This window comes from Enterobacter sp. BNK-22, from assembly GCF_048684805.1.
GTDB classification, from domain to species: Bacteria; Pseudomonadota; Gammaproteobacteria; order Enterobacterales; family Enterobacteriaceae; genus Enterobacter; species Enterobacter quasiroggenkampii.
In genome coordinates this window covers 1,115,891-1,130,784 of record NZ_JBLQTT010000001.1, presented here as the reverse complement: position 1 = coordinate 1,130,784, position 14,894 = coordinate 1,115,891, and the positions used below count along the sequence as shown (strand labels likewise).

The following is a 14,894-nucleotide window of genomic DNA, read 5'->3' as shown; positions in this document are numbered from 1 at the left end:
ATCACGATGAGTTCGTTCACGTACGATCTTAACGCACTGCCGGCCGCCGTCATGATTTATGACCGCGAGGAACGCCTTCAGGCCTGGAATCACAACGTGGCCCTGTTTTATCCGGTCATAACCCCGTGGCTGAAGGTGGGGACGACACTTGAGGCGCTGGCGGAACGCTTTATCGATGCCGTTTACAACGTCGACCCCGGCCTGCGCCAGACGCTGCGCGAGTCGATCGTGCGCAACTGTCGGCAGGATAAACACTGCGAAGTGCGGCAGGCGGGCCAGCGGCGGATCTTCGTCCAGCACCAGCGTCTTGCGGACGGCGGCATTGTCAGCCTGCACAGCGATATCACGGAGCTGGATGAAGCGCAGCGGGCGCGCCACCAGCTGCATGACGACTTTCTGCTGACGGCGGAATCCATCCATATCGGGATCTGGGACTGGCAGGTTTCTGGCGACACGCTCCAGGTGAATGACACCCTGCTTGCCATGCTGGGCCAGTCGCGCACACAGTGGCGATATCCGGTACGTTTTCTCCTCAATCAGGTCCACGAGGACGATCGCGCAGCGCTACGCAAGGCGCTGCACGCTTCGAAGCAGGATCACCGTCCGGTCTTTGAATGTGAAATTCGCGTGCATCACCCTACCGAAGGACTGCGCTGGATGCTGCTCTCCGGCCAGGTGGTCACCCTCTCCATTGAGGGAAACGCCGAGCGCGTGATTGGCACGCTGCAGGATATTACGCGGCGCAAAGAGGCTGAAATTCAGGCGTTCGCCTCGGCCATTGAGGCACAAAAAGCCAATGAGGCAAAAAGCGCGTTCCTGGCGAATATGAGCCATGAAATTCGCACCCCGATGAACGGCATTATTGGCATGACCCAGCTGTGCCTGGATACGTCTCTCAGTGCCGATCAGCGCGATTATCTGACCCTGGTGATGAGCTCTGCCCAGTCTCTGCTGCATATCATCAACGACATTCTCGATTTTTCCCGAATTGAAGCCGGCAAAGTGGAGCTGGAGGCGGACCCCGTGCCTGTCCGCCCCTTTATTCAGTCGCTTATTCGCCCGCACATGCCGGGGGCGAGCGAAAAAGGCATCGAGCTGCTGGTTGATATTGCGCCCGACGTCCCCGACGTGCTGCTGGTCGACGGCGCGCGTCTGCGCCAGATCCTGACCAATCTGCTGGGTAACGCGCTGAAGTTTACCCATCAGGGAGAAGTGATCCTGGTTGTTGAGCCCGACGATAGCGCGGACAGATGGCGTTTTCGCGTGCGCGATAGCGGCATTGGCATACCGGCAGATAAGCAGAAGGCTATTTTTGAAGCCTTCAGCCAGGCGGACAACTCAACCACCCGCCGCTACGGCGGTACGGGGCTCGGGCTAACCATCTCGGCAAGACTGGTTGCGGCGATGGGGGGCGAATTAACGGTCTCCAGCGAGCCGGGAAAAGGCAGCGAATTTTCGTTCTCGCTGCCGCTGGCGGCGCAGACCCTTGCGCCCGGAGAGCGCCCACATAGCCAGCGCTTTAACGGGGAACCCGTGCTGGTGGTTGATGATAACGCGACCAACCTACGGCTGCTGGCAGCGATGCTCAGCCAGATGGGGCTGAAACCCACCTGCGTTAACAACGCCAGCGAGGCCATCAACCGGGTTAAAACGGGAACGGCTTGGCCGCTGATCCTGCTGGATGCGCAGATGCCGGATATGGACGGCGTGTCGCTGGCCCTTGAGCTTTCAGTTCTGCCGCAGGTTGCTGAGAGCCATATCATTATGCTGAGCTCCATGAGCCGACATTTTGATATCAATATGCTGAAGCGGATCGGGATCAAGACCTATCTGCATAAGCCTATCGCCCAGGATGAATTACATCAGGCGATTGCCGCCGCGTTTGAACGTTCGCCGGTGCCCGTGGGTGAAAGCACCCCCGCGCCTGTCGCCTCGCCTGCAGCCACGGGACTGCGGATCCTGCTGGCCGAAGATAATCTGGTCAACCAGAAGGTCGCCGCGCGCCTGCTCGAGCGGCTCGGCCACACCTGTCAGATCGTCGATAATGGCGTCGCGCTGCTGGAACGCTGGCGCGAGGATACGTGGGACGTTTTGCTGATCGACCTTCAGATGCCAGAGATGGACGGTGAAACCGCCATTCGCCTGCTGCGTGAAGAAGAACGGTCCCGCCCCGGCCCGGCTCAGCCCACCGTCGCCATGACCGCACACGCCATGCAGGGGGACAAAGAGCGCTGTCTTAACATGGGTTTCGACGGCTACATTGCCAAACCCATCAGCCAGGAGCGTCTCGCTGAAGAGATTGCTCGCGTACTCCAGCACCACGAAGACACCTCCGCTTTTCCGGATGAAGCACGCCTGCTGAAGCAGTGCGCTGACGATCCCGCCCTGGTGCAAGAGCTGCTGGCCCTGTTTGGCGAAGGGCTAAATGAAGCAATCAAAACCATTACCCAGGCGATCGACAGCAACGATCGCGAGGCGCTGCGCCGCGCGGCCCACAAGCTGCGCGGAGAGGCCGTCACCCTGGACTTCAGCACGCTCGCACAGCAGCTGCAGGTGCTGGAAAGCGACGCGCATGCGCTGGATGGGCAACAGCTTGCGGCCCTGAATGACAACCTTCGCCAGGAATCGCTGCGCCTGATGGCGTGGCTCACCGCACGCGGGGTAAACGCATGATGACTCGCAACTGCGCGCTGCTCTTTGCCCTGTTGATCACCCACACGGTGGCGAACTCCGTGCCGGTCAGCTGGTCTCTGGCAGGAGAATGGCAGGTTCAGGATGCCAATGACAGCGCACATCCTGCCGCATCTCGCTGGCGCCCGCTTCAGGTTCCTGCCAACTGGTACAGCGCCGGGTACGATCACCAGGGCGCGCTGTGGTATAAGCACGCGTTTTCCCTCCCCGTGCAGCCCCCCGACGTAATGAGTACTCTGGTGTTTGATGGCGTCGATTATCTTGCAGAGGTGACGCTGAACGGCCAGCCGCTGGGCAAGCATGAGGGCTATTTTCAGCGCTTTTCGCTGGATGCCCGTTCAGCGTTACAACGTCACAACCAGCTCGTGGTCAGGGTCGACAGCCCTTACGAAGATCCCACTAAAGTCTGGCCGCTGCATAAAACGCTCATGAAGGGGATCCTTAACCAGCATGACACGCGTCCCGGTGGGGCCTGGTCGCCGCAAGGACAGGACGCTAACTCAGGCGGCATCTGGGCACCGGTCAGGCTGCATCTTAGCCGGGGCGCTACCCTTGATGAGACCATCCTGCGGCCCGACTGGACGCAGGGACTGACTCGCCCGGCGTTAAAGGCGGAGATTCGCTATCGCGCACTCGATCCGGGCCCGGCGACCCTGCGGCTCACCGCCACGCCCGCCAATTTCAGCGGCAAGCGCTATCAGGCTGATTTTCCGGTTACCCTCGAAAGCGGCGCCCATTCCGTGCAGGTGACGCTGCCCATGCCGAAGGCAAAACTGTGGTGGCCCGTCGGCACGGGGAAACCGCACCTGTATACCATTCGCGTGGCATTGCGGGATGAAAACGGCCTGATGGATACGGCGGTCACCCGTACCGGGCTGCGTAAGATCGTCGAACAGCCCGACAATAAGGGCTGGCTCATTAACGACAAACGCCTTTTCATTAAGGGCAGTAATTACATCGGTTCCCCCTGGCTCAGCACCATGACGCGAGAAAAATACCGTCGCGATCTTCGTCTGGTGGAAACCATGAACGCCAACGCCATACGCGTGCACGGACACGTTGCCGGACGTGCATTGTATGACGTGGCCGATGAGATGGGGATGATGATCTGGCAGGACGTTCCGCTGCAGTGGGGCTACGACAGCCGAGACGCCTTTACGAAAAACGCGGTTCGCCAGACGCGGGAGATGGTCGAACAGTTTGGCAATTCGCCCGCCATCATCGTCTGGGGCGGGCATAACGAACCGCCGTGGAATTCGCCGTGGATGGAAAAACGCTTCCCGGACTGGAATAAGGATCTGAATCGCGCGCTCACGCAGCAGGTAGCGGATACGCTTGCCGAAGATACCTCTCGCATCGTGCATCGCTTTTCCGCCGTCGAGGAGCATTACTGGGCGGGCTGGTACTTCGGTACCGTGCGCGACCTGCTTGCACCGGCTAAAACGGGGATCATTACCGAGTTCGGCGCGCAGGCGCTTCCCCGCTTATCGACGCTAAAAACCATCATCCCGGCGGCGTCGCTCTGGCCAAAAACGACCGCCGCTGACGATCCCGGCTGGACCGTCTGGAAATACCATAATTTTCAGCCCTTCCAGACCTTTAAGTTTGCCGGTATTCCGCGCGGGAAGAACATTCAGGCGATGATTAGCAATACTCAGGCGTACCAGTCTCAGCTGGTGGCCACGGCGGCAGAAAGCTATCGCCGACAGCGCTACCAGCCGGTGACGGCCCTGTTCCACTTCATGTTTGTAGAAACCTGGCCCTCCATCAACTGGGGCGTGGTGGACTACCTGCGTAAGCCTAAAGCCGGGTTTTACGCGTTACAACGTGCGTACCAGCCTGTTTTACCGTCCATTGAACCGGTCACCGCGCAGTGGCAATCCGGGGCGGCGGCGACCGTGCGTCTGTGGGCCATCAACGACACCTGGAAACCGTGCCGCGAATGCCGTCTGACCTGGCGCATCACCCAGCGCGATAAGGTGCTGGCAAAAGGCACGACGTCGATGACGATCGCAGCAGACTCGGGAACGATGATTAAAACGCTGACGGCCACGCCCACGGGCCAGGATGACGTGTCGATTCGGTTTACGATAAAAAACAGTGCGGGAAAAATTGTCGGCGAAAATCAGCGCACGGAGTCCGTCATAAAGTGAGCGAGGGGAAAAGGAAAATTGCCGCTTCCCCTGCTTTCTTGTACCCTTTCAGCGTTTACCCCAATCCCCTAAAAATCGAGACATCCGGACGCCTATGACTGCACATATTTCCAAAGATCCTTTGCATGGCGTAACGCTGGAGATGATGGTCAACGCCCTGGTGGCGAAATATGGCTGGAGCGAGTTGGGCGACCGCATCAAAATTAACTGTTTCAGAAAAGACCCCAGCGTTAAATCGAGCCTGAAATTTCTGCGCCGCACCCCATGGGCGCGCGCGGAAGTGGAAGCCCTGTATCTGGACTCTCTCAACGATGAGGGAAATACAGAGCAGGCGGCGCCCGCCTTTAATCCCTGGGCCAACAGTCGGATTATCAAGAGCTAATACGCAAATGACGCGACACGTAAAACGGATCGGTGCGCTGGCTGCCTGCGCGCTTTTACTTGTGAGTTGCTCCTCAAAACCACCGAAATCGCTGGTTACCCCTCTCCCCACCGTCAGCAAACCGACGCCGCAGGCAAACCAGCCGATGCGCGGCATCTGGCTGGCGACCGTCTCGCGTCTCGACTGGCCCCCGGTGGCCTCGGTGAATGGCCGCAGCGAGGACCAGCGCATCGCGATGCAAAAGCAGGCGCTGATCGCAAAGCTCGACAACCTTAAGCAACTCGGCATCAACACGGTCTTTTTCCAGGTGAAGCCGGACAGCACGGCGCTCTGGTCATCAAAGATTCTCCCTTGGTCGGATATGCTGACCGGCAACATCGGGGAATATCCGGGATACGACCCGCTGCAGTTTATGCTCGATGAAGCGCACAAGCGCGGCATGAAGGTCCATGCCTGGTTTAACCCCTATCGCGTGTCGACCAACACCAAACCGTCCACCATCGCCGCCCTGAACCGGACGTCATACCAGACGCCGTCCAGCGTTTATGTCCAGCACCCGGAATGGGTCCGCATCTCAGGCGACCGCTTTGTGCTCGACCCGGGCATTCCCGAGGTGCGGGACTGGATAACCAAAGTGGTGACCGAAGTGGTGGCGAACTACCCGGTAGACGGTGTGCAGTTTGATGATTACTTCTATGCCGAATCGCCGGGCTCCGCGCTGAATGATTCGCAGACCTGGCGGCAGTACGGCCAGGGATTTGCCTCAAAAGCCGACTGGCGAAGGCACAACACGCAGCAGCTGATCGTCCAGGTCTCCCGCGCGATCAAGCAGACAAAGCCCGACGTTGAGTTTGGCGTCAGCCCGGCGGGGGTATGGCGTAACCGCTCCTTTGACCCGGCAGGCTCCGACACACGGGGCGCCGCGGCCTATGATGAATCCTTCGCCGATACGCGTCAGTGGGTGCAGCAGGGCCTGCTGGACTACATCGCGCCGCAGATTTACTGGCCCTTCGCGCGTGATGCCGCGCGCTACGACGTGCTGACCAGATGGTGGGCCGACGTCGTGAAGCCGACCCACACGCGCCTCTATATCGGCATTGCGTTCTACAAGGTGGGCGAACCGTCGAGAAACGAGCCGGACTGGACGGTTCAGGGCGGCGTGCCGGAGCTGAAAAAGCAGCTCGATCTCAACGATTCGCTGCCCAACGTCAACGGCACCATCCTGTTCCGGGAAGATTACCTGAACCAGCCGCAGACCCAGCAGGCGGTAAACTACCTCCGTGGACGCTGGGGTAGCTAAGTAACGATCAGGCAGAAACGCCCGTTTCTGCCTGTTTTTACGGCTTCGGCCCGAACATCGCCTCGAGCTGCTGCGCATTCGGCATCCCCACCACCTGCTGCAGCTCGTTTTCCGCATTCAGATAATAAATAGCCGGCGTGGCGTTAGCGCCCAGGCTGTCCATCAGCGCCTGATGTTTCTGTAGGATCTCAACCGTTTCGCGGGAAGCCTCGCCTTCAGGCTTGGGCAGTTTTTTGCCGCCGGAGAGCTCGTATTCGCGCCAGGCCGCAACCGGATCTTTCGCATTCAGAATGGCGGCGGCGTTGCGTCCGCTGTTGGGGTTGAGGAACGCCACCAGCAGCGTATTGAGCTGCACCTTACCGGCCTTCACCCACGGCTGCGCCTCGGACCAGAACTGCTTGCAGTACGGACAGAACGGATCGGCAAAGACAAAGACCTTACGCGGGGCGCTATCCGCCCCTTCCTTCAGGGGATGCGCCGCGTTGAGGTTTTTCCACATCTCGCGTCCCATTGGGGCGTAGATCTCTTTCTGGAAATAGCCCTCGCTGAGGTTCTTCCCTTTGTCATCATAAAGATAACCTGAGATCACGTGCTTGCCGTCCGGCGTAAGAAAGAGCGTCACGCCCATATCCTGATACTGCCCCAGCCAGGCTGGCGCGCCGCCCGGCGCATCCAGCTTCTTGATGATTTTGATGTTCTGCTGCTCGCTGAAGTGCTTCACCACATCCGGTATGGCTTCAGCCGCCTGTGCCAGCCCTGACGTCGCCAGCGCCGAAAGTAACAGTAATTTTTTCATTTCCCTCTCCGGTTTGTCGGGGGCATTTCGCTCCCTTCAGGTTAGCGGCTTTTCAGTGCGTCACTGACCATTTCGTCGAATTGTTCGAACGGCACCCAGCCGGGAAGCAGCCCCTCGCCGATAAGCGTAGCGGGCGTGCCCTGGATCCCCATTTTTTCCGCCACAATGAGGCTGCGCCTGATCGTCAGAAAACTCTCCTCGTCCGGCGTCGTCACGCTCACGCCCGCCCGCTTTTGCGCCTCCTGAATGCTGGCGTCATCGTGGTACCCCTTTTTCGCCATCAGGGTGTGGTTCAGCTTCATAAACTGCTCAGGATGCGCACGCCAGAGGGTTAACGCGTCTCGTGCGGCGGTCAGCGAACTTTCCGAGCGGAAAGGTAAAAACTTAAAGACCACCGCCACGTCCGGGTGTTTTTCGACAATCTTCTCCAGGTACGGATCGAATTTTTTACAGTACGGGCAGTTGTAGTCGGTAAACACCACCAGGGTGAGCTTTGGGTTTTTCGCGCCGATGCGCGGGGAGTTTGGATCGTTAAACAGGAAATCAGCGATCATCTTCTGCGCGCGCTGCTCCTGGTCAGGCGCCAGCGGCTGGGCAGCAAATACCTGAAGCGGGGCCAGCAGGAGCAGCAGCGTAATAAGGAATTTTTTCATGACACAGTTAGCCTTTTGCATTGTTCAGGGTGGTAACCAGGGTGCGTTTGTCCAGCAGCGGCGAGAGAATTTCCCCTTCAGGCAGACCGGGGCCATACACCGCGTTAAACGGAATGGCGTAGCGGTTTCGCTTCGCCAGAAAATCCGCGATAAACGCGGACGGCTGGCTCCAGTCTCCGCGCAGGGCCACCACGTCCGGCTGGCGCAGCGCGGCAATCACGTCCGGCTGACTGAGTACGCGATGCTCGTTAACTTTGCAGGTCACGCACCAGTCCGCCGAGATATCCACAAACACTCGCTTCCCCTGCGCCAGGGCCTGCTCAATGGCCTCTTCACTGAGCGGCTGCCACGGGACGGTTTGCGCAACGCTTTGTGCCGGAGCATCAGACGGCGCGTTAAGCAGACCGCGCACTTGATACCCGCCGAACGCCGACAGCGCGATGACCACCAGCCAGAACAGCGGCGAAGATTTTTGCCCCTTCAGCGCGAACAGCACCAGCGCAGCGGCAGTCAGCGCCAGCATCACGATCTGGCTGACCGCCTCGCCCAGATGCACGCTCAACAGCGTTGCCAGCCAGAGGCTGGAGGCCAGCATCATCATGCCGAGGATGACCTTGAGCGTGTTCATCCAGCGGCCGGGTTTCGGCAGCAGCATCGCCGTTTTCGGTACCAGGGCAACGAACAGCCACGGCAGACTCATGCCCACGCCGAGCATCAGGAAGATCAGCCACAGGGCGTGCAGCGGCGCGCCAAGGGCAAAGGCGACCGCGGTACCGAGGAACGGTGCGGAGCACGGCGTCGCCAGCAGCGTGGCGAACATTCCTTCGCAGAAGCTGCCGCAGATCCCCGATCCCCCTGCCGTCGCCAGCCGTCCTGCGGCAGAAGAAGGCAGCAGCATCTCAAACGTTCCAAACAGGTTCAGCGCAAACATGAAGGTCACGGCGACCATCAGGCCGATAAACCACGGGTTCTGGAACTGAATGCCCCACCCCAGCGACGCTCCGGCCAGCTTCAGCGCGGTGACCATCCCGGCCAGCAGCATAAAGGAGGTGAGGATCCCGGCGCTGGTGGCCAGAAAGCGCAGCCTGATGGCGCGGCTGTTCGATCCCGCCAGCAAGATGCTGTTAAGCTTCATGCCTATCACCGGCAGCACGCAGGGCATCAGGTTCAGGATCAGCCCGCCCAGCAGCGCAAAGAGCACCATTTTTCCCGTCCCGTCCGGCACGGAGGTCTCTTCGGGCGTTGCCCCAACGGTCATGGTGGTTTGCTGCGCCCGATCGCCGTTGGTCAGCACAAACGACAGCCTTTTGCCTGCCAACGAAGCGGGTTTATCACCCCATTCGTCGGTCACGGGTACCGTCACCCGAAGCGTAGTGCCGTCATGTTTAATGACCGGCTCGCCGGGCAGAATGTCACCCTCCAGCGGGTCAAAGTAGATCCCCGGATTGTCCCACTTCCCGTCCATCGTGCCGGTAATCACCAGCTTGTCGCCAGAGAGCCAGGCGGAAAGATCAGACGACACGCCTGATGAACCCGGCACGGCGCGCATCGCTTGCCCGAAGGCGCTGCGGAAGCCCTCATCCACCGGCTGGGTAAAATCGAGGTGCAGCGGGTAGTCCGTCAGCAGGCAGACGTTGCTGCACGTAGAGAGCGTCAGCGTCCCGTCGAGCGTGTCGCCCTTCGCTCCGTCGAGCGTAATCGGGATCGTCACCTTATCGTGATAGCCCTGCGTGGTCATGCCGGAGATATCAAAGCGCGACGGCACCGGCCAGGACCAGCTGTCCGTTACGCCTTCCGGCCAGCTGATTTTCGGCGCCACGCCGCCCTCGCCCGGCGATCGCCAGTAGGTTTTCCAGCCGGGCTTTAGCTCAACGGTGAGCAGGCCTTTAACATGCGTTTGTTCCCTCTCCGCCTGAAAGCGGATGCGGGCGTGATCGTTTTGTGGGGAGACCAGCCAGCCGGTGTCTGCCGCATGGACAATGCCGATGCAGGACAGCCACAGGAAGACGAATCCCCTGAAGAGGTTAACCATGTTGTACTCCGTGAACAGTGAAAAATTATCGTGTGAGGACGATGTTTTTCATTCACGGAAAACGCAGTTTTTAAGGTGTATTCGGGGAGGTGGTGCCTGAACGGGCTGTTCCGCCGGAGCCATTGCCCGCCCTTGCGTCAACAGCTGCAGCAGCGCGAAGAAGATAATAATGGCCGGTAACGCACCGTCGAAGAACAGCGGCTGCGCGCAAAGCAGCGAGTGCGCGCCGAGCTGACACGGCGACGGGCCGGGTTGTTCAGTGTTGCTGGTTTGAGTCGGGGCATCTGCACTCAGCGAAATCTGCGAATCCAGTCCCTGTAAAAAATGGTTGAGCATCACCGCACGCTGCACGAGGCAAAGCGCCATCGCGAGACAGGTGATAATCAAAAGCCATTTTCCGAGGAGCTGACGGTTGCGCATAACATTCCAGAGTGACAAGACGCCCCGATCATAAACGATAGTGATGAATCTACAAGTGCCGGAAGTGTAAGGTTTTGTCTGCCGCCGCTATTCGCCCGTCAGCGCGTCATAGACGTCCCGCAGCCGCGTGCGCAGAAACAGCACCGCCTTGTGCTTGCGGGATAACAGCGCCTGTTCGCTGGCGCCGGTCTCCTCTGCCAGCATTTTAATGCTGTAGCCGTGGAGCTCGGTCTTTTCAAATACCTCCCGCTGCGGCGGCGGAAGTTCAGACAGCGCCTGGCCCAGCTCTTCCCACAGCAGCGTTTTGAGGTACTCCTCCTCCGGCGTGTGCGGTACGCCGAACAGGGTTTCGGCCAGCTCGTCTTCCGGATAACCGTCGTCATCTTCGCCCGTAAAATAGCCGGAGAGCGACACCTCGCGCTTTTTACGCGCCCGGTCGGTCATTTCGTTACGCGCCGCGCGGAACAGCCAGGCGGCGACGTTTTCGACCGGCTGCTCCACTTTCATCAGCTGATACGTCACTTCCTGCAAAATGTCGTCGGCATCATCACGCACGGACGTCCGTCCGCGAATGAAGGCTTTCAGCCGGGCGCGGCAGGCATTGAGCGCCGACATCAGCATGGATCCGCCCGTCTCCCCGGCTTTCATCTCGCTCACTCCGCGTCCGGCGCTTTTGGCGTGGCTTCATCGCGCTTATCGTCACGATGGCCATGCCAGCCGCAGTGGCCGCGACCGTGGCGACCGAAGCCTTCACGGCGCTGCTGAATAAACGCTTCGCGCTGTTCGGGCGTCATATTCATCCAGCGCTCGTGCATGCGGCGGTGCGCGCCAAACATTCCGGGGCGGAAACCTAAGCCGCCAAACAGAATGCGACTCAGCACCAGAATGCCCAGCGCCTGCCAGAATCCGATGGCCTTAACGCCCAGGATCGCCGGAAGCAAGGCGTTCCACAGGGACATCACCAGCAGGCCGAGCACGATGAAAATCACCGCGCCGATGACTAAGCCCTTGCCCATACGGTGGCGACCAAATCCGCGCCCGTGACCTCTGCCGTGCATTTCAAAATCTCTCATGGTGTTTACCTCGTTTACCGTAACTGATTATGGCGTGTGATGAGGTAGACGGATGAGGAAGGGAAATATTGCCGGGGTGAATATAATTTTTTTGTGCTGCCGAATTTGGACTCATAGCGGTAACGGCTGGCGGATGCTATGAGTCGCTTGCAGGCAAATCATCGCGTACGAAGAAATCGCTTAACCAATGCGATAGCAATGACGGCCAGTATGATTGATAACAATGTCAGGAAGATGAGTTTGTTAATGGTGCAACGCTTTACTCAAAGGCTCAGGTAGCAGCATCTGCGGCTAATCGACTCAAATTTCAGGATCCTCAGTACTACCAGGCACTGTATAAAGAAAATATCGAGATGTTATACTTCTTAATCGAACCGCAAATGTCTGAAATCATTTATCAGGTAAACTCTGGGGATAATAATGAGCAAGTGATAGGCGACGCCTTGTACGAGATACTGCGGAAATGAAGCAAGCAATTTTATGGCTTTTGAAGTCGTTTTTTTACCTGATTCCTGCGTTGCTTATCGTAATTGGAATATATCTATTTGTACGGTTTATACCGGGGCATGCTGCTTTACTCAGCGTCGTTTGGGTGATTGTTATTTCTGTTATATATGTGAAATACAATAAGTGGTACTGAAACAAACTCAAAGAGTAAGCAGGCAAGACTTTATGTATGACAGTAATATAAAAGGCTCCTTGCGGAGCCTCCTTAATACCATCAAGCCTGCACCGGCAACCTAAAACTCGAAATACTCCGTGAAAGCTGCTGCGCCTGCTCTTCCAGCGAGGCCGCTGCCGCAGCGGACTGCTGCACCAGCGCGGCGTTCTGCTGGGTCACGCCGTCCATCTCGGTCACCGCCTGCCCGACCTGACTGATCCCGCGGCTCTGCTCTTCAGAGGCGACGGAGATCTGCTCCATCAGCGTATTCACTTTATTCACCGACGAAATGATCGAGTCAATCACCTCGCCCGAGCGGCTCACCAACTCCGCACCGTTTTTCACGCTCGAGACCGACTGCGCGATCAGGCTTTCGATGTCTTTCGCCGCCACCGCGCTTTTCTGCGCCAGGGTGCGCACTTCGCTGGCCACGACCGCAAAACCGCGTCCCTGCGTACCGGCGCGCGCCGCTTCAACCGCCGCGTTCAGCGCCAGGATGTTGGTCTGGAAGGCGATGCTGTTAATCACGCTGGTGATGTCTTCAATGCGCTTAGAGTTCGCCGCGATGGTATTCATCGTGTCGATGACTTCACGGGTTACCGCTTCACCGGTATGGGCATTTTTCACCGCGTCCTGCACCAGTTTCCCGGCCTGATACACATTATCGGTATTGTTCGCCACCGTCGCGCTCAGCTCTTCCATGCTGGCCGCCGTCTGGGTTAACGCCGAAGCCTGCTGCTCGGTGCGTGACGCCAGGTCGATATTCCCGGAGGCAATCTCCTGGGCTGCGTGCGTTACGGTATGGCTCGCATCGCGCACCTGGGCGATAGTTGCCAGCAGCGCCTGACGCATCTGCTCCATCGAGCCCATCAGATGGTCGATTTCGTTGCCTGTACTCCCCTTCACCGGCACTGGAATGTCCAGCTTGCCTGCCGCAATCTGGCTGCAGTGCTCGCGTGCCAGGTTAACCGGCGCAAAGACAAAGCGCTTCATCAGCAGGCTGACGGCGACAATCACCACCACAAACAGGCTGGCGATAGCGGCAATGATCGCCAGGCCAGAGACGAAGTTACTGCTCGCATTCTCGTTCAGGCTTTTGGCGTATTTCTGGTGGACGGAAAGCACCTGGTCGAGAACGATCTCGTACTGGCGGTCGAGGCGGGAGACTTCCGGGATCAGCGCGTTGAATTTGGCAACATCGTGCGCCTCGGCGGCGTCGATCAGCGGCGCCAGCCCCTGGTTGCGGTAGTTTTGCCAGGCGTCCTGATAGGCAGTGACCAGCGGCGCTTCATCGCTCAGGCGCGGCGACGCCATAAAGGCCGCAAAGGCGTGGTCCGCTTTGGTCAGCGCCTCTTTCACGGCGGTAAGCTTTGCAGCACCGTCCGCCGCGTTGCCCGCTTCCACCATCTTCACATACTCCATCACCCGCACGCGCAGCGTACGGCTGTGGTTAATAGGGTCAATAATGGACAGCACAACCTGGATCTCTTTGTTGACGTTATCCAGCGAATTATTACTTTTAATGATGAGGCCAACGCTGGTGACGGTGCTGACAACAAAGAAGAAAAGCAGCGAGAACAGGACAATCAGGGATGACTTTTTCAACGACATAAACCAATACCTCAAGGAGAATTATTCCTTATGGTTATCGGCGCGTCCAAAACTTAAATTAATTAAAGTTATTGAAGTATCGAACCGGGCTATTTCGCTGACTTATAGCGTCGCTGCAGGGTAGCATCCAGTTTCCGCTGCAGCGGTTCCGGGGTCTCGCCCTCAATCAATTTGCTAATCAAATCAAAGCAGTGCCACGCCAGCTGGCGGTTATCCTGGCGAATGGTATCCACCGGGATCGTCAGCGAATCGTAGAGATAGTGATCGTCAAAACTGGCTAACCTGATATCACTTTGCAACAGGTTATGTTGGCCCATATAGCGCAGCACCCCTTCCAGCAGCCCGCAGGCGGCGGCGAAAAGCGCTTTCGGCGGACGCCCCAGGCGGGCGCAAAGTTCAGCAAACATCTCGTATCCGGAGCTCGGATGATAGTTGCCGTGAATGATCCACTCGGGGCGCAGCGCCACACCGGCCTCACGCAGCCCTTGCTTAAAGCCTTCCAGGCGGTCGCGCGTGGGCGACAGCCGGGGCTGGCCGCCGAGAAAGTAGAACTCATCAGGATGCTGGCGCGCAATGTCGGCCACCAGTTCGGTCGTCGGGGTAATGGAATCGGTGATCACCAGCGGCAGCGCGCTGTCGTTGATGTGGCGGTCAAACAGAACCACCGGCAGCTGCTCGCTCAGCTTATGGTAGTCCGCATCGTTGAGCATGCTGGAGGCCACAATCAGCCCGTCCACCTGACGCGCCACCATGTTGTTCACCACCACCGTCTCCTGCCCCGGGTTTTCATCGCTGCAGGAGATCAGCAGCTGAACGCCCGCCTCGCGGCACAGCGTTTCCAGCTCGTGAGAAAAGACGGCAAAACCGTAGTTGGTGATCTCCGGGACCACCAGACCAATGGTGTGGCTGCGGTTATCGCGCAGCGACCGGGCATGAATGCTGGGCTGATAGTGGTGCTCTTTTGCAATTGCCAGCACGCGCTCGCGCGTCTCTTCCGCCACGCGAAGCTCTTTGCTGCGACCGTTCAGGACCAGGCTGGCGGTGGCTTTTGACACACCCGCCAGCTCCGCGATGTCTTTAATGGTGACGCGTTTTGTTTTTCTCACAACGACTTAGATCCGG

Annotated in this window: 12 protein-coding genes; 4 read left to right on the top strand and 8 right to left on the bottom strand. The window is 58.7% G+C overall.

Features of this window, described 5'->3' with window-relative positions:
- Nucleotides 1-6: 6 nt before the first annotated feature.
- From ACMGGE_RS05175 to ACMGGE_RS05160, 4 genes are all read left to right on the top strand, one after another.
- Nucleotides 7-2,673 (top strand): response regulator, encoded by a 2,667-nt coding sequence (locus ACMGGE_RS05175; protein WP_420293458.1) that lies wholly within the window; start codon nt 7-9, stop codon nt 2,671-2,673.
- Nucleotides 2,673-4,844, top strand: a complete 2,172-nt coding sequence (locus ACMGGE_RS05170; RefSeq protein ID WP_420294174.1) for a glycosyl hydrolase 2 galactose-binding domain-containing protein — start codon at nt 2,673-2,675, stop codon at nt 4,842-4,844. Before ACMGGE_RS05175 ends, ACMGGE_RS05170 begins: the two co-directional genes overlap by 1 nt.
- A 94-nt stretch (nt 4,845-4,938) precedes the next feature.
- Nucleotides 4,939-5,226 carry a VF530 family DNA-binding protein gene (locus ACMGGE_RS05165; RefSeq protein ID WP_032647326.1) on the top strand — a complete coding sequence of 96 codons (288 nt, stop codon included), beginning with the start codon at nt 4,939-4,941 and terminating at the stop codon, nt 5,224-5,226.
- Between the two features lie 7 nt (nt 5,227-5,233).
- Nucleotides 5,234-6,526: a glycoside hydrolase family 10 protein gene (locus ACMGGE_RS05160; protein ID WP_262780756.1), complete on the top strand. Its 1,293-nt coding sequence runs from the start codon at nt 5,234-5,236 to the stop codon at nt 6,524-6,526.
- Between the two features lie 37 nt (nt 6,527-6,563).
- On the opposite strand, the gene dsbG is transcribed toward ACMGGE_RS05160, so the two are convergent.
- The 8 genes from dsbG to ACMGGE_RS05120 form a co-directional block, all read right to left on the bottom strand.
- On the bottom strand, nt 6,564-7,322 hold the full coding sequence (gene dsbG, locus ACMGGE_RS05155) for a thiol:disulfide interchange protein DsbG (protein ID WP_196346366.1): 759 nt from the start codon (nt 7,320-7,322) through the stop codon (nt 6,564-6,566).
- Between the two features lie 41 nt (nt 7,323-7,363).
- A complete protein-coding gene (locus ACMGGE_RS05150; RefSeq protein ID WP_420293457.1) occupies nt 7,364-7,975 on the bottom strand; it encodes a DsbA family protein in 612 nt (203 codons plus the stop codon).
- Between the two features lie 7 nt (nt 7,976-7,982).
- The gene (locus ACMGGE_RS05145) at nt 7,983-10,007 is read right to left on the bottom strand and encodes a protein-disulfide reductase DsbD family protein (protein ID WP_420293456.1); all 2,025 of its coding nucleotides are present in this window, start codon (nt 10,005-10,007) and stop codon (nt 7,983-7,985) included.
- A gap of 48 nt (nt 10,008-10,055) precedes the next feature.
- Nucleotides 10,056-10,427 (bottom strand): hypothetical protein, encoded by a 372-nt coding sequence (locus tag ACMGGE_RS05140; protein WP_420293455.1) that lies wholly within the window; start codon nt 10,425-10,427, stop codon nt 10,056-10,058.
- 87 nt (nt 10,428-10,514) lie between these two features.
- Complete coding sequence (locus ACMGGE_RS05135; protein WP_420294173.1) at nt 10,515-11,075, bottom strand: RNA polymerase sigma factor; 561 nt, start codon at nt 11,073-11,075, stop codon at nt 10,515-10,517.
- Nucleotides 11,076-11,080: 5 nt separating this feature from the next.
- The gene (locus tag ACMGGE_RS05130) at nt 11,081-11,500 is read right to left on the bottom strand and encodes a hypothetical protein (RefSeq protein ID WP_111963595.1); all 420 of its coding nucleotides are present in this window, start codon (nt 11,498-11,500) and stop codon (nt 11,081-11,083) included.
- 721 nt (nt 11,501-12,221) lie between these two features.
- Nucleotides 12,222-13,772 carry a methyl-accepting chemotaxis protein gene (locus ACMGGE_RS05125; protein ID WP_420293454.1) on the bottom strand — a complete coding sequence of 517 codons (1,551 nt, stop codon included), beginning with the start codon at nt 13,770-13,772 and terminating at the stop codon, nt 12,222-12,224.
- Between the two features lie 89 nt (nt 13,773-13,861).
- Entirely contained in the window at nt 13,862-14,878 is a 1,017-nt protein-coding gene (locus ACMGGE_RS05120) for a LacI family DNA-binding transcriptional regulator (protein WP_420293453.1), read from the bottom strand.
- Between the last annotated feature and the right edge of the window lie 16 nt (nt 14,879-14,894).